The organism is Actinomycetospora termitidis (assembly GCF_030286555.1).
In the GTDB taxonomy this organism is placed as follows: Bacteria; Actinomycetota; Actinomycetes; order Mycobacteriales; family Pseudonocardiaceae; genus Actinomycetospora; species Actinomycetospora termitidis.
On sequence record NZ_JASVWF010000001.1, the window covers coordinates 1491797 to 1506889 of the forward strand.

Genomic DNA, 15093 nt, shown 5'->3' on the forward strand with positions numbered 1-15093 from the left:
CAATCGACGCGTGACCGTCGAGGAGGCGTCCGGGCCGCCGACCGCCCGCGGCCGGCGGAGCCGGGAGGCCATCGTCGCCGCCGCGGCCGAGCTCATGGAGGCGCGCGGGATCGCGGCCACCGGGATCGGTGACGTGCTGCGGGCGAGCGGGACGGGGAAGTCGCAGCTCTACCACTACTTCGACGGGAAGTCCGATCTCGTGCTGGCCGTGATCGACCACCAGCTCGAGCGGGTCCTCGCCGCCCAGCCCGCCCTCGCCGGGCACGACGTCCGGGCGTGGGCGGCCTCGTTGTGGGAGCTGCACCGGGACGGGGGCGGCCCGTTCCCCTGCCCGCTCGGGGTGTTCAGCAGCCAGGTCGACGACGACGAGCGCTGGCGCGCCCACCAGTCCGGTGCGTTCGCGCGATGGCAGGAGCGGATCGCCGGTCTGCTCGCCCGGGGGCAGGCGGCGGGCAACGTCGACCCGACGCGCGAGCCGGCCGACCTGGCCGTCGTCGTCCTCGCGGCCGTGCAGGGCGGGCTCATGCTCGCCCGGCTCCACCGGGACCTCCACGTCCTCGACCTCGCTCTCGGGGCCGCCGTCGATCTCGTGCGCGCCGGCTGAGACGTCGCTCGCGGCGGGCGGTCACGTGGGTGTCCGGACGAGAACGGGTACCGGTTCGGTGGGTGGACGACCGTGCACTCTCACCGAGCGAGGAGGCCCGCGTGGCGGACAACATCTACCGCAAGACCGAGATCGTCGGGACGTCGGAGAAGGGTGTCGACGACGCGATCTCGGGTGCCATCAAGCGCGCGGCGGAGACCCTCCGTCAGATCGGCTGGTTCGAGGTCAAGGAGATCCGCGGCCACGTGGAGGACGGCAAGATCCAGCACTACCAGGTGACGATCACCGTCGGCTTCGCCCTCGAGGACACCAAGTCGTAGCCGGTCCGGGTCGGCGGTCCCCGGTGTGAATCCGGGGGCCGGACCCAGGATCGTTAGGTAAACTCACGACACGTGATGACCCGGTGACCGCCCCGGCGACGATGTTCGCCTCACTGCGCGTGCGCAACTACCGGCTCTTCGCGGCCGGACAGGTCGTCTCCCTGGTCGGCACGTGGATGCAGCGCGTCGCCCAGGACTGGCTGGTCCTCAACCTCTCGGGCGGGAGCCCGGTCGCCCTCGGCGTCGCCGCCGCCCTGCAGTTCGGGCCGACGCTGCTGCTCTCGCTGGCCGGCGGCGCGATCGCCGACCGCTACGACAAGCGCCGCATCCTCATGGGCCTGCAGCTCGGCATGGGCGCGTGCGCGCTGGCGCTCGGCCTGCTCGACGTCACCGGCACCGCGACGCTCGGCATCGTCTACGTGCTGTGCTTCCTGCTCGGCTGCTTCTCCGCCGTCGACGCGCCGGTGCGGCAGTCGTTCGCCGGGGAGATGGTCGGGCCCGACTCGCTGACCAACGCCGTCGCGCTGAACTCGATGACGTTCAACACCGCCCGGATCGTCGGGCCGGCGGTGGCGGGCCTCATGATCGCGGCGGTCGGCACCGGCTGGGTCTTCCTGGTCAACTGCGCGACCTTCGCCGCGGTGCTGACCGGTCTCGCGCTGATGCGGCCGGCGGAGATGTTCCCCTACGAGCGCGCCGGCCGGGCCAGGGGTGCGGTGCGCGACGGGTTGCGCGAGGTCCGCCGCCGACCCGATCTCATCCTGCTGCTGACCGTGGTCTTCTTCGTCTCCACGTTCGGCATCAACTTCTTCATGACCCTCGCGATCACCGCCCGCCTGGTCTTCGGGCGGGGCGCCGAGTCGTACGGCCTGCTGACCTCCGCCCTCGCCGTCGGCTGCCTGCTCGGGACGTTTGTCGCCGCGCGCCGGGTCGGGCGGCCGCGGATGCGCACCGTGCTGATCGCGGGCCTGTTCTTCGGCGTCGCGGAGCTCTTCACCGGCGTGATGCCGACGTACCTGCTCACCGCGCTGCTGTTGATCCCGACCGGGCTCGGCCAGCTCGTCTTCACGACGGCGGCCAACTCGGCCGTGCAGCTGGGCGTCTCCGAGTCGATGCGCGGCCGCGTCATGGGTCTGTACATCCTCGTGCTGCTCGGCGGGACCCCGCTCGGCGGTCCGGTGCTGGGCTGGATGGCCGACGCCTGGGGCGGCCGCGCGCCGCTGGTGGTCGGCGGGGCGTTGACCGTGCTGACGGTGCTCGTCGCGGCGGGGGTGCTGGTCTGGCAGGCGCGCCGGTCCCGGGTGGCGGCGGAACCGGCCTGACGGCGCCCGTCCGGGGTCGCCGGGACAGCCGGTCCCCCGGTTCATGATCCATATCCGGGCGGCAGAACGCCCGCGTGGTGGGCCACTCTGCCGCCCGGAAGTGGATCATGGTCGTACGAACGTGGATCCGGACGGCCCGGCGGTGCGTCGGACGAGGTGTGAGCACCCGTGAAGCGACCCGACGTCAGGAAGCCCGACTACGCGCCCTGCTGCGCCGTCAGGACGGGGTGATCGCCCTCGCGCAGGCGATCGCCCACGGGATCAGCGCGAAGACCGTCCGGCGACTGGTGGCCTCGGGGCGCTGGCGACGGTTGGCGCACTGCGTCTACCAGGACGCGACGCACGAGAACACCCTCCGAGCACGCGTGCGGGCGGTGATGCTGTCCCTCGGGGACCACGCCGTGCTCGTGGGTGAGGCCGCCGCCTGGTGGTGGGGACTCCAGGACCAGGCGCCGACGCGGATCGAGGTGGCCGTCGGGCACGACTGCCACCGACGGCCGCGGCCCGACACGATCCTGATCCGACGGACCGTCCCGGACCGCGAGTGCGGCCGGCGGGACGGGCTGCGCGTCACGACGGTGGCCGCGACCGTCCTCGACGCCGCCGCCGTGCTCGGCACGGACCGAGGGGCGCGCCTGATGGACCGTGCGCTGCAACGCGGACGGGTGTCACTCGAGACCCTGCGTCGGCTGCAGGTGCGCCGGTCCGGTCGCCGTGGAGCTCCGATCACCGCCCGGTTGATCGCACTCGCGAGCGGTGGTGCCGTCTCCGAGGCCGAGCGCCTCGTACAGAGTGTCCTGCTGCTGGCCGGGATCCTCGGTTGGGTCGCGAACTTCCCGATCGACGTCCCCGGGTACGGGCGGGCACGGGTCGACCTGGCGTTCCGCGAGCAGAAGGTGATCGTCGAGGTCGACGGGTGGGCCTACCACCGGGGCCTGCGCGCGTTCCTGATCGACGGCCCCCGGCAGACCGCGTTGACCGCCGCCGGGTGGGTCGTCGTCCGGACGCACTGGTACGAGCTCACCGAGGACCCGCAGGTGTTCGTCGACGCCCTCGGCAAGGTCCTCGCCGCGCGCTGACGACCTACGTCAGGGGCCAGGCGTGGACCGGGATGTTCTCGCTCATGTGGGACACGTACCGCTCGAGCATCCGGGCCATCGCGGTGGGCCGGGTGCAGCCGTCCTTCTCGAGGGCCTGGACCATCGAGGTCTGCCAGGACGCGCCCGTGCACCCCGTGCGGCACCGGGCCTCGATGACGGCGAGGTAGCGCTCGGCGACGTCCGGGTCGACGCCCCACTCGGCGAGGCCGGCCCGGGCGAGCGGGAGGAGCCGGTCGAGGACGAGCCGGTCGACCGGGACCTTGCCGGCGCCCGGCCAGTGCAGCTCCGCGTCGAGCCCGTGCTGGGCGCCGGCCACGAAGTTCTCGTGCGCGGCCGCGAAGGTCATGGAGGTCCACGGCGGGTGCTCGAGGGCCACGAGGGCCCGCACGAGCCCGTAGAAGAACACCGCGTTCGCGACGGCGTCGATCGCGGTCGGGCCGGCAGGCAGGACGCGGTTCTCGAGCCGGAGGTGGGCCACGCCGTCGGCGACGTCGTAGACCGGCCGGTTCCAGCGCCAGACCGTCCCGGAGTGCAGCCGCAGCTCGTGCAGCTGCGGGGCGCCGCCGGAGTCGAGCACCGCGAGCGGGTCCTCGTCGTCGACCAGGGGAAGCAGGGCGGGGAAGTAGCGGACGTTCTCCTCGAACAGGTCGGTCACCGAGGACGCCCAGCGGTCGCCGAACCACACCCGCGGACGGACGCCCTGGTTGCGCAGCTCGACCGGGCGCACGTCCACCGACTGCTCGAACAGCGGGACGCGGGTCTCGGCCCAGAGCCGGTGCCCGAGCAGGAACGGCGAGTTCGCGGCCAGCGCGACCTGCGCCCCGGCGATCGCCTGCGCGGCGTTCCAGTGCGCCGGGAAGGTCTCCGGCGTGAGCTGCAGGTGCAGCTGCAGCGACGTGCAGGCCGCCTCCGGCGCGATCGAGTCCACGTCGAGCACGAGGTGCTCCTCCGTGGCGGGCGCCGCGATGTCGAGGTGGAACGGTTCGCCGCGGGCCCCGACCATCTGCCGGTTGAGCAGGTCGTAGCGGGGGTCGTCGGTCAGCTGGTCGGAGTCGAGGTGCTCGGCGCCGAGGGTCGGCAGGATGCCGATCGTCACCGGCGTGGCCCCCACGACGGCGGCCGAACGGCGCGCGCACGCGATGGAGGAGACGACGTCGTCCTCGAGGTCGCAGGCCGAGGCGCCGGGCAGGGTGCGCGGCGGCAGGTTGATCTCGAGGTTCCACCGGCCGAGCTCGGTGGTGAGCAGGTCCGAGGCCGAGCGGTCGAGCACCGCGTGGTTCAGCATCGCGGGGCTCATGCCCTCGTCGACCAGCGCGAGCTCGAGCTCGACCCCGGTGCGGAGCTCGTCGGCGGCGAAGCGGCCCTCACCGACCATCCGGCGCAACGCCTCGAGGCAGCGGTGGACCTTGCTGCGGTAGGCGTCGCGGTCGGACAGGACGGTGCGGGAGACGACCCGGCCCATCAGTGGCGGGACCCGGCTCCCGTCGTCGGGCGGCAGGGAGGTGGGCTGCCGACCCGGTCCTCACCGCCGCAGGGAACGTGCGCCGAGGTGGTCGGTACGGCGGTCGGCCCCATCAGTGCCCGGCTCCCTCTCTCGACCCGCACCCCTGAGCGATCGGTCCGCCCGGGGGCCGGGACGCGGTCGTCCCCGACCCGGCAACGGTGACACAGCCGTGTGTCACGCACCAGGGTGCGCCACCGTTCGGCTCGTCATAGCGTCCGTTCAGCGGAGAGACCGGGATCACCCGACCGTCGGGCGCACGTGCAGATGCGGTGGGCGCAGACCGGGCTCAGGAGCCGCGGCCGAAGTCCTCCGGCGAGACGTTGTCGAGGAACGCCCGGAACCGGTCGACCTCCTCCTCGTCGGGCACCCCGGACCCGCTCTCGCCCTCGGTACCGGACGCGGTCTCCGACTCGTCGTCGTCGACCAGCACCCCGGCCTCGACGAGCACCGCCTCGGTGGCGTGGATTGGCACGTCGACGTGCAGGGCGATCGCGATCGAGTCGCTCGGGCGCGCCGACACCCGCAGCCCCCGGTCGAAGACGAGGTCGGCGTAGAACGTGCCGCCGCGCACCTCGGTGATCTCGATCCGCTCGAGGGTGCGGCCGAGTGCCGACACGACGTCGGCGATCAGGACGTGCGTGAGCGGCCGTTCGGGCAACCGCCCCTGCTGCTCGAGGGCGATCGCCTCGGCCTCCGCCAGGCCGATCCAGATCTGCAGGCACCGCTTGCCCGTCGTCTCCTGCAGGAGCACCACCGGATGCCGGTTGGCGTCCGACGCCGCCTGCTGCGCCGCGTCGTCGACGGCCAGGACGCCGACCACCCGCATCTCGCTCACGTCTTCGCCTCCCGTACCCGGAGATCGGTGTGCCCGTCCCCGGTCGAGCTCCGCTGAAGCCTTCCCGGCCGACTCCATCCTGTCAGCCGCGGACCGCGCCGTCAGGGCCGAACGCGGCGGGCCCCGTCCGACGGGCCCGGTCCCGGCATGCCCCGTGCCCCTCCCCGGCACACCACGGACCCGCCCGGCGGCCGGACGGGCCCGTCCCACCCGTCACTCGAGATCACATCTGGAACGATGCGGGCCGTGGCGCGGATCGTGGAACTCGGGGCGGGGGGCCTCCCGGAACCGCCCTCGCTGCTCGACGACTTCCGCGACCTCTCCCGGGCCGACCGCCGCCCCGACCGGCCCGGCGGGCGCGGTCTGGTCCTCGCCGAGGGCACGGTCGTCGTGCGCCGCCTGCTCGCCTCCCCGTACCCGCCCCGGGCCCTGCTCGGGGTCCCCCGGCGGATCGCCGAACTCGGCGCGGAACTCGACGGGCTGGACGTCACCGCCTTCGTCACCGACGCCGACACGATGGCCGGCGTCGTCGGCTTCCACCTCAACCGCGGCGTCCTCGCGAGCGCCGACCGGGCGCCGGCGCCGGACCTGGACGCGGTCCTGGCCACCGCGACGCGGGTCGCCGTGCTCGAGGGGGTCAACGACCACGAGAACCTCGGGTCGCTGTTCCGCAACGCCTCCGCGCTCGGGGTGGACGCCGTCCTGCTCGCACCGGGCTGCGCGGACCCGCTCTACCGGCGCAGCGTCCGGGTCTCGATGGGCCACGTCCTGCGGGTGCCGTTCGTCGCCGGCCCGTGGGAGGCGCTCACGGGGGCGCTGCGGCGCCACGGGTACGTCCTCGGGGCGCTCACGCCGTCCGGCGACGTCGGGCCGTCGACGCTCGCCGACGCCGACCGCGTCGCCCTCCTGCTCGGCGCGGAGGGCCCGGGACTGTCCGACGAGGCCCTCGCGCTCTCCGACCACCGCGTGCGCATCCCGATGGTCCCCGGCGTCGACTCGCTCAACGTGGCGACGGCGGGAGCGGTCGCGTTCCACGCCGTCGGCAGTCCGAGCACGGCGGGGCGCGGGTGACCGTTCTCGAGGTCGGTGCGCGGCGCGGCCGCGCGCTGGTGGGAGGGCACCCGGTCGGCGGGACCCCCGTCGACGAGGGCTGGGGCCACTACGCGCCCGGGGCCGACCTCCCGGCGGGGCTCGTCGAGGAGCTCGACGAGTGGGCCCGCGCCGCGGACGCCGCCGAGCGGGCGAGTGCCGGACCGCGGTCGTCGGAGGCGGTCCGGGTCAGCCGTACCGGTCGGCACCTGGCCGCCCGGGTGTCGGTCGTGCTGGGACGCCCGGTGGACTACCGCGACCCGGTCACCGGACTGCGCATCCCGCTCCGGGCGGTGACGACGGCCCCGCGCGTCCCGGCGGTGCCGTTGCCGACCCGCCGTCGGGGGAAGCGGACCCCGGGCGGCACCGTCTCCACGGTCTTCACCGAGCCCACGCCGTGGGCGACCGGGGTGACCCTGGCGGCGATCGTCGGCGGACTGGTCCTGGCGGTGAACGTCACGCTGGCACTCCCGCTCGTCGCGGGCCTGGGGTGGTTCGGGGTGCTGATCGACCTGGTGGTCGTCGCGGGCCTGGTGCCCGCGCTGTGGCTCAACCGGACCGTGCCGACGTGGCGTTGGGCGGTTTGGGGTGCCTTCGTCGGCATGGGCCTGGCGGTGCCGGCCCTGGTGGTGGCCGCGCTAGCTCCGGGGTGAGCGCACCCCGAGCAGGACGTCCTCCCACGACGGGACGATCGGGTGCGACTTCTGGCGACCCCGCGCGCCTCCGCCGCCGTCGTCGCGACCCGGGTCGGTCCGGCCACGGTCCCGCGGCGCCCGGGGGGTCGCCGAGCGCTCGGGGGAGCGCTGGTCGGGCACGTTGCGCGAGCCCCGCGCGCTCCCGGACCGCTTCGGGGTCGCCGTCGGGCGCGGGGCGGGTCCACCGCCCACGGCGACGGCGGGCTCGTCCTCGACCTCCTCGACGTCCGTGGCCTGCTGGGGAGTCTCCTCGGCCGGCACGTCCTCGACGACGGGGCGGGCGGCGGTCCCGTCCGCGCGCCGCGGCCCGGACGCGGGGGCGAGCCCCATGACGTCCCGGGCCGCCTCGTCCCGCGGTGCCACCGCACCGCCCGACGGTCCCGGCGTGTAGGTCCAGTGCGCGAGGTGGTCGGAGTGCCCCGCGCGCCACGACATGGCCACCACCCAGCGGCCGTCCTCGCCCTTCCAGGCGTCCCAGGAGGCCTCGGAGGCGTCCTGCCCGCGCCCGGACAGCACGGCCGAGATGATCTCGCCGAGGGTGCGCGGATCGGTCGGCCCCTCGGCCGGCGTGTGATGCGCCCGTCGGGCGATCTCCGCGACCCGGGAGCGCTCGAGCAGCACGGGGTAGGCGAACCGCTCGACGTGCGCGACCGGGACCCCCGCCCCGGCCGCGAGGTCGGCGACCGACTCGCCACCGCGCACCCGCGCTTGGATGTCACGCGGACGCAGCGGCGACGTCGTCTCGATCTCCATCTGCCCCAGCCGGCGCACGTCCCCGCGGGCCGCGGCGCGCAGCCGCTCGTCGGAGGGGACGGTGAAGCGTTCGTGCCGGATCGGGTCCTCGAGGATCACCGTCGACGTGTCGTCGCCCAGGCCCACGACCCGGAGCTCGCGCATGGTCAGGCCTCCCCGTCGGCGATGTGCACCCGCGCCGACGACGCTAGGCGAGCGTCTGCCCCCTTCGAGGGAGGCGCGCCGGTCGGGTCGACTCAGACGGGTCGAGCTCCGCTGCGCTCCGTCTCCCTATGCGCCCGTGAGCGCCCCCACGACGTGGTCGATGCACTCGGTCAGCTTCGACACGTCGTCCGGGTCGACCGCCGGGAACATGCCGACGCGCAGCTGGTTGCGGCCGAGCTTGCGGTACGGCTCCGTGTCCACGACCCCGTGCGCCCGGAGGATCCTCGCCACCGCGGCGGCGTCGACGTCGTCGGAGAAGTCGATCGTCCCGACCACCTGGGACCGGTGCGCGGGCTCGGCCACGAACGGCGTCGCGAAGGACGACTTCTCGGCCCAGGCGTACAGCCGCTCCGAGGAGTCCTTCGTGCGCGCCGTCGTCCAGGACATGCCGCCGGCGTCGTTCATCCACTCGATCTGGTCGGCGAGCATGATCAGGGTCGCGACGGCGGGCGTGTTGTAGGTCTGGTCCTTGCGCGAGTTGTCGATCGCGGTCGGCAGCGAGAGGAACCCCGGGATCCAGCGGTCGGTGCCCGCGATCTCGTCCACGCGCTCGAGGGCGGCCGGGCTCATCAGGGCGATCCACAGCCCGCCGTCGGAGGCGAAGCCCTTCTGCGGCGCGAAGTAGTAGACGTCGGCCTGCGACACGTCCACCGGCAGGCCGCCCGCGCCCGACGTCGCGTCGATCGCCACGAGCCTGCCCTCGCTGCCCGCCGGCCGGGCGACGGGGACGGCGACCCCGGTCGAGGTCTCGTTGTGCGCCCACGCGATGAGGTCGACCGAGTCGTCCGAGCGCGGCTCCGGGGCGGTGCCCGGGTCGCTCGACACCACGACCGGGTCGGCGAGGAACGGTGCGCCCTTCGCCACCCCGGCGAACTTGGCGGAGAACTCGCCGTAGGTCAGGTGCAGCGACCGCTCCCGGATCAGCCCGACCGCCGCCGCGTCCCAGAACGCGGTCGACCCGCCGTTGCCGAGCACGACCTCGTAGCCCTCCGGCAGGGAGAACAGCTGCGAGAGTCCGCCGCGGACCCGCGCGACCAGGTCCTTCACCGGCTTCTGCCGGTGCGAGGTGCCCATGACGTCGGCGGCGTCGGCCACCGCGCGCAGCTGCTCCGGGCGCACCTTCGAGGGCCCGCAGCCGAAGCGTCCGTCGGCGGGGAGGAGCTCGGCCGGGATCGTCACTGATTCAGCGGTCACGGGGGCATCCTCGCAAGGTCGGCCGGTCGCTGTCCCCTCCCTCGTCGCGGGTGGTGGGCAGGCTGCACGGTTTGTCGCATCTCTCACGGGCTTCCCGACGACCGCGCACGCTGCCTACCGTGGCCGGGTGAACGCACCAGCAACGGGGTCCATCGCCGATCTGCGCGTCGACTATCGCGAGGGCGAACTGCACGTCGAGGACCTCGCGCCGACGTGGCACGAGCAGCTCGCGGCGTGGCTGGAGGCGGCCCGGGGGGCCGAGGTGCCCGACCCGAACGCGATGGTGCTCGCGACCGTCGACGACGAGTACCGCGTGACCACCCGCACCGTCCTCGCCAAGGACATCGACGCCCGCGGGGTCACCTTCTTCACCAACTACACCTCGGAGAAGTCCCACCAGCTGCGCCAGACGCGGCAGGCCTCGGCGACCTTCCCCTGGTACGGGCTGCAGCGGCAGGCGACCGTGATCGGCACCGTCGAGCTGCTGGGCAAGGAGGAGACCGCCGACTACTGGCGCGGTCGTCCCCGGACCTCGCAGCTGGGCGCCTGGGCGTCCCCGCAGTCGGCGACGGTGCGCGACCGGCAGGCCCTCGAGGACCTGTTCGCGACCGTCGAGGCCCGCTTCGGCAACGACGAGATCCCGCCCCCGCCGCACTGGGGCGGCTGGCGCCTGACGCCGACCCACGTCGAGTTCTGGCAGGGCCGGACCTCGCGCCTGCACGACCGGCTGCGGTTCCGGTTCAACCCGACCCGCGGCGACTGGGTGGTGGAGCGTCTGGCTCCGTGATCGTCAGAGAACGGTGAGCTGGAGAAGCTCGACCCAGCGATCCCGGTCGATGATCGCGAAGATCAGGACGGCATCGCCACCGTCGAAGTCGATCGATCGCATCCCTCGTTCTGGATGTGCGGTGACGTAGGGCCGGCCGACGCTCCAGGGAGAGACCTCGAGGGCGACCCGGATCTCGGCGAGTTCGCTCTGTGCACCAGGACTCAGGAACTCCATCCCGGCGTCGACCACCGGGTCGGAGCGAACCTCGTACAACGCCGTACGCTCAGATCCCGGATCTCGTGCGCGTCCGCTCCACCGGTTCGTCCTCCGGCGGCGCCACGCCCGTCCGGAGCTCGGCGGCCCGTCGCACCGCGTGGCGCCAGCCATCGGGGTCGGACTGGGCGACGGCGAGATGGCGCCAGTCCTCGAGGGTCTCGAACACCGGGGTGAGGTCGAGCGTGTGCTTCGCCCGGTCCAGGGCGTTCGCGAACGCCTGACGGAAGCCGGCGCGGTCCTCGTCGAGGAGGGCGTCGTGGACGGCCTCGGGACCGGCGCCGCGCGACAACGGGTGTCGTGCATGTGACGACGTCCGAGCCTCCTGCGCTGCCATGGGACGACGGTAGCGCGGCACCCGGACGACGTGGGTCGAGTTCGCCGACCCCGGGGCAGGAGGTCCCGCCCGCCCGCCGGCCGATGGCGGATCTGTGCATGGTGGCCGGGCTCGCGGCCGAAGCGGGTGAGATCGGTGCTTACGATCGTTCGGTGAGCGAACCATCCCGGCCGCGCCGCGGCCTCTTCGCCGACACGACTCCGCTGCGGACGCCCGCCTTCCGACGGCTCTGGACGGCGGGGGTCGTCACCGTCGTCGGCGCCCAGCTGACCGTGGTGGCGGTGCCCTTCCAGCTCTACGAGATGACGGGCTCGTCGGCGTGGGTGGGTCTCACCGGACTGTTCGGGCTCGTGCCGCTGGTGGTGTTCGGGCTTTGGGGCGGGGCGATCGCGGACGCGGTCGACCGGCGGATGCTGCTGGTCGTCTCCGGGATCGGCATCGCGGTGACCTCAGCGCTGCTCGGGGTGAGCGCGCTGACCCACATCGGAGGCCCGTGGACGGTCCTGGTGATCTTCGCGGTGCAGACGGCGTGCCTGGCGGTGAACCAGCCGACCCGCTCCGCCGTCCTGCCGCGGATCCTGCCGCTGGACCAGTTGCCGGCCGCGAACACGCTGTGGTTCACGGTGCAGCAGTTGGGCGCGTTCGCGGGTCCGCTGCTCGGCGGGGTGGCGCTGGCGTTCATCGACGTCGGGGTGCTCTACCTCGTCGACACCGTCTGCCTGACCGTCTCGATCTGGGCGGCCTACCGGCTCCCGCGCCTGCCGGTCTCCGACGACGCGCAGGGCGGGGTGCGCGGCGTGCTGCACGCGATCCGGACGAGCGCCGGGCTCCGCTCGGTGATCGACGGGTTCCGGTACGCCGCGATGTCGAAGGTCCTGCTCGTGAGCTTCCTCGCGGACCTCGTCGCGATGGGTTTCGGGATGCCGCGGGCGGTGTTCCCGGAGGCGGCGATCGAGACCTACGGGGGTGGGCCGGCGTACGGCCTGCTGTCCGCGTCCATCGCGGGCGGGGCGGCGCTGGGCGGACTGCTCTCCGGGCGTCTGCACGGCATCGCGCGCCAGGGGGTCGCCGTGACGATCGCGGTCTCGCTGTGGGGCGTCGGGGTCGCGCTGGCCGGGCTGACGTCGATCATCTGGCTCGCCGTGCTCCTCCTCGCGGCGGCGGGCGCGGCCGACCTGGTCAGCTCGGTGTTCCGCTCGACGATGCTGCAGACCGTCGCCACCGACGAGATGCGCGGCCGCATGCAGGGCGTGTTCGTGGTGGTCGTCGCGGGCGGGCCCCGCGTCGCGGACCTGTGGCACGGGTGGGCGGCGGACGCCGTCGGGACCGGGGCGGCGATGACGGTCGGCGGGGTCGCCGTCGTCGTCGGGATGGTTGCGGTCGTGCTCGCCTTCCCGGCCTTCTGGCGCTACCGGGCGCCGACCGCGGGCACCCCGGAGGACGCGACGGCGAGCCAGACGTAGCTGCTCAGGCCGGGGGGAGCCGCCCGGCGAGGGTCCGCGCCAGCGTGAGCGCCTGGCCGCACCGGAGGTCCGCGGGCGACCCGGCGACGGCGGCGGACGTCAACTGGGTCGGCCGACCGGGCGACGCCGGCCCGAGCGACGCCCACACCCGGCAGCCGGTGTCGGTCGCGGACGCCCAGGCGAGACGCCCGTCGGGGGTGGGGAGCCGGCGGCCGTACTCCTTCGGGTCCTGGTCGTCGGTGGCGTAGTACAGGTCGACCTCGCCGCCCCGCCCGAAGGAGCACGACCAGTTCGCGAACCCGGGCGAGCCGCGGGTGACCGGGACGTCGGGGACGGCCCGCGTGAGCTCCTCGGCGGACAGCGCGGTGCACGCGTCGGAGCGGCCGAAGACGAACTGTGCCGGTCGGCCCGGGTCGGCGCGGACGCCCTCCCCGTCGATCGTGCGGGCGACCACCGCGGTCGCCGCCTCCGCCAGGGCGCACGTCCCCGCGGGGATCACGCCCCGGGACGTCGCGGTGATCCAGATCTGCGTGCCGTCGGCGATCGTCAGCACCCGGAGACAGCCGTTCGAGCTCGACGCCGGGGTGTCCGGTGTCCTCGCCAGGGTGGCGCCGCCGAGCACGGTGGTGGTCGTGCCGCCGGGCGGCGGGGTGCGGGGGGCGTAGAAGGCCGCGGAGACCTCGCCCGACCCGGACCCGCCGCGGATCGTGGCGTTGCACCCGGTCGGGGTGAAGGCGCGACCGAACGACACCGTGCCCAGCTCGTCGAGCGCGTCCGCGTCGAGGAGGGCACACGGGTCGGCCTGGTCGGCGGGCACGTCGACGGTGCGGGCCGCGACGGTCGCGGGCATCGTGAGCGGGTCTGGCGCGGCGAGCCGCACCGTCACCAGGACCCCCGCCACCACCAGCAGCACGGCCGCGGCCGCCCCTGCGAGCAGCCACACCCGCCGTCGGGACGGGGCGGGGGCTGTCGCCTCGCCGGTGAGCGTCGGAGTTCCCGACGACGGGTGCGGCTCCGGCCCCGTCCGGACGGTCTCCTCCGACGGGCGCCGTGCGTGCGCCTCCAGCAGCTCGGCGGCGGTGGCCGCGTCCGGCCGGGTCGACGGGTCGTCAGCGAGCAGGCGCAGGAGCAGCGGGGCGAGCGTGTCGGCGTGCTCCGGCGGGCGCGGCGGCTCGGTCGCCACCCGGTACATCAGCCGCAGGGCGTTGCCGTCGGTGCCGTGCGGCGGGGCGCCCTCGACGGCGCGGTAGAGCGTCGCGCCGAGGGAGTAGACGTCGGAGGCGGGCGTGGGCTCCTCGCCGCGGGCCACCTCGCGCGCCATGTAGGCGGGCGTGCCGGAGACGACGTCGGTGGCCGTGAGCTTGGTGGCCTCACCGGTGCCGCGCGAGATGCCGAAGTCGGTCAGCTTGACCGTGTCGTCCGCGCCGAGCAGGACGTTGCCGGGCTTGACGTCGCGGTGCAGCACGTCGTTCGCGTGGGCGGCGGCGAGGGCGGTGGCCACCGCCGCGCCGATGCGGGCCACCTCGACGGGGTCGAGGCGGTCGTCGACCGCGTCGGCGAGCGTCCGGGACGGGACGTACTCGAGGACCAGCCAGACGTCCTCGCCGGACTCGACGACGTCGTAGGTGGCCACCACCTGCGGCACCCCGCGCAGCCGCGCCGCCAGGCGCGCCTCCCGCAGCACGCGCGCCCGGGCCACGGACGCCTCGTCGTCGGGAAGGCCCGCGAAGCCGACCCGCTTCAGCGCGACCGTCGTCTCCAGGGTCTCGTCCCGCGCCTCGTAGACCTCGCCCATCCCGCCGCGGGCGATGAACCGGACGATCCGGTACCGCTCCGCGAACAGCTCGCCCGGTTCCACCTAAGCCTCCAGCAGCCGGAGGTCCGGCGGGACGACCGTGGTCGACACCAGCAGCTCGGTGACGAGGTTGTGGTTCAGCGCGTTGCCCACCGGTTCGCCGACCTCCTCGCGCGTCAGACCCCGCACCCCGGCCGCCGCGAGCCGCTTGCGCACCCCGACGACGCACCACTCCGCTTTCTTCGCGGTCCACCCGGCGTCGGGACGGAGCTCGGCCAGCTCGGCGGCGACCCCGGCCCACGTCTCCGGCCGCGGGTGCGCCTCGTGGCGCAGGTAGCGCTGGCCGAGCGAGACCAGCGCCAGGCGCTCGTCGTCGGTCAGCTGCCAGACCGGCGGCGCGGTGGTCGCGTCCTGCGGCTCCGCCGAGTTCCCGACGACGGGTCGGCCCGCCACGCGGACCTCCACCAGGTGCTCGCGGTCGGGCCCGGTGCGGATGAACAGCGGTGTGTAGACCGCTCCGAGGGGCTCCTCGTGCCCGGCCAGCAGGAGCGCGGAGCCGGGCAGGCGGATCGGGAGCGAGCCGGTGTTGCGCAGCGTCCAGCGGTCGCGGTCGAAGCAGAGCACCCCGTGCCGGCGGCTGACGCGCGGATCGCCCTCGCCGACGCAGACGTGCACCTCCGGCTCGTTGCGGCCGAACACCACCGGGAACCGCGGTCGCGGCTCGACCCGGATGCCGCCGCGGCCACCGAGGACGAAGAGCGTGCCGGGGACGGCGTCGGGCACGCCGCGGGCGAGGCTGCCCGAGCCCGCGGGCAACAGCTCGACCGGTGCCACCA

At 74.3% G+C, this 15093-nt stretch carries 16 protein-coding genes; 8 read left to right on the forward strand and 8 right to left on the reverse strand.

What is annotated here, in order from left to right; genetic code table 11:
* Positions 1-10: 10 nt before the first annotated feature.
* The 4 genes from QRT03_RS07325 (at position 11) to QRT03_RS07340 (ending at position 3325) form a co-directional block, all read left to right on the forward strand.
* Entirely contained in the window at positions 11-604 is a 594-nt protein-coding gene (locus QRT03_RS07325) for a TetR/AcrR family transcriptional regulator (RefSeq protein WP_286051862.1), read from the forward strand.
* A 101-nt stretch (positions 605-705) separates the two neighbouring features.
* On the forward strand, positions 706-924 hold the full coding sequence (locus QRT03_RS07330; protein WP_286051864.1) for a dodecin: 219 nt from the start codon (positions 706-708) through the stop codon (positions 922-924).
* An 83-nt stretch (positions 925-1007) separates the two neighbouring features.
* Complete coding sequence (locus tag QRT03_RS07335) at positions 1008-2246, forward strand: MFS transporter (RefSeq protein WP_286051865.1); 1239 nt, start codon at positions 1008-1010, stop codon at positions 2244-2246.
* A 158-nt stretch (positions 2247-2404) separates the two neighbouring features.
* Positions 2405-3325: a type IV toxin-antitoxin system AbiEi family antitoxin domain-containing protein gene (locus QRT03_RS07340; RefSeq protein WP_286051866.1), complete on the forward strand. Its 921-nt coding sequence runs from the start codon at positions 2405-2407 to the stop codon at positions 3323-3325.
* 4 nt (positions 3326-3329) lie between these two features.
* Here the strand turns inward: QRT03_RS07340 and QRT03_RS07345 are convergent, their stop codons facing one another.
* The gene (locus tag QRT03_RS07345) at positions 3330-4808 is read right to left on the reverse strand and encodes a glutamate-cysteine ligase family protein (RefSeq protein ID WP_286051867.1); all 1479 of its coding nucleotides are present in this window, start codon (positions 4806-4808) and stop codon (positions 3330-3332) included.
* A gap of 328 nt (positions 4809-5136) precedes the next feature.
* Positions 5137-5685: a bifunctional nuclease family protein gene (locus QRT03_RS07350; protein WP_286051868.1), complete on the reverse strand. Its 549-nt coding sequence runs from the start codon at positions 5683-5685 to the stop codon at positions 5137-5139.
* 246 nt (positions 5686-5931) lie between these two features.
* Here QRT03_RS07350 and QRT03_RS07355 point away from each other — a divergent pair, with 246 nt between their 5' ends.
* Positions 5932-6756 (forward strand): TrmH family RNA methyltransferase, encoded by an 825-nt coding sequence (locus tag QRT03_RS07355; protein WP_425604789.1) that lies wholly within the window; start codon positions 5932-5934, stop codon positions 6754-6756.
* Positions 6753-7427, forward strand: a complete 675-nt coding sequence (locus QRT03_RS07360; protein WP_286051870.1) for a DUF2537 domain-containing protein — start codon at positions 6753-6755, stop codon at positions 7425-7427. The genes QRT03_RS07355 and QRT03_RS07360 overlap by 4 nt, the downstream gene beginning before the upstream one ends.
* On the opposite strand, the gene sepH is transcribed toward QRT03_RS07360, so the two are convergent.
* Together sepH and serC are read right to left on the reverse strand one after the other, a co-directional pair.
* Positions 7413-8366: a septation protein SepH gene (gene sepH / locus QRT03_RS07365; RefSeq protein WP_286051871.1), complete on the reverse strand. Its 954-nt coding sequence runs from the start codon at positions 8364-8366 to the stop codon at positions 7413-7415. The two genes, QRT03_RS07360 and sepH, sit on opposite strands and share 15 nt — an antisense overlap.
* Positions 8367-8492: 126 nt before the next feature.
* Complete coding sequence (serC, locus tag QRT03_RS07370; protein ID WP_286051872.1) at positions 8493-9620, reverse strand: phosphoserine transaminase; 1128 nt, start codon at positions 9618-9620, stop codon at positions 8493-8495.
* Positions 9621-9747: 127 nt separating this feature from the next.
* On the opposite strand from serC, the gene pdxH reads away from it, so the two are divergent.
* Positions 9748-10407, forward strand: coding sequence for a pyridoxamine 5'-phosphate oxidase (gene pdxH, locus QRT03_RS07375; protein WP_286051873.1), 660 nt, complete (start codon positions 9748-9750; stop codon positions 10405-10407).
* 3 nt (positions 10408-10410) lie between these two features.
* On the opposite strand, the gene QRT03_RS07380 is transcribed toward pdxH, so the two are convergent.
* On the reverse strand, positions 10411-10638 hold the full coding sequence (locus QRT03_RS07380) for a hypothetical protein (RefSeq protein ID WP_286051875.1): 228 nt from the start codon (positions 10636-10638) through the stop codon (positions 10411-10413).
* 34 nt (positions 10639-10672) lie between these two features.
* Positions 10673-10999 (reverse strand): DUF6247 family protein, encoded by a 327-nt coding sequence (locus QRT03_RS07385; RefSeq protein ID WP_286051876.1) that lies wholly within the window; start codon positions 10997-10999, stop codon positions 10673-10675.
* A 152-nt stretch (positions 11000-11151) separates the two neighbouring features.
* Here QRT03_RS07385 and QRT03_RS07390 point away from each other — a divergent pair, with 152 nt between their 5' ends.
* Positions 11152-12462, forward strand: a complete 1311-nt coding sequence (locus QRT03_RS07390) for an MFS transporter (protein WP_286051877.1) — start codon at positions 11152-11154, stop codon at positions 12460-12462.
* A gap of 4 nt (positions 12463-12466) precedes the next feature.
* Here QRT03_RS07390 and QRT03_RS07395 read toward each other — a convergent pair whose 3' ends face one another.
* Both QRT03_RS07395 and QRT03_RS07400 read right to left on the reverse strand, forming a co-directional pair.
* On the reverse strand, positions 12467-14320 hold the full coding sequence (locus tag QRT03_RS07395; RefSeq protein ID WP_286051878.1) for a protein kinase domain-containing protein: 1854 nt from the start codon (positions 14318-14320) through the stop codon (positions 12467-12469).
* Positions 14321-15091: an FHA domain-containing protein gene (locus QRT03_RS07400; protein ID WP_286051880.1), complete on the reverse strand. Its 771-nt coding sequence runs from the start codon at positions 15089-15091 to the stop codon at positions 14321-14323.
* Positions 15092-15093 lie beyond the last annotated feature (2 nt).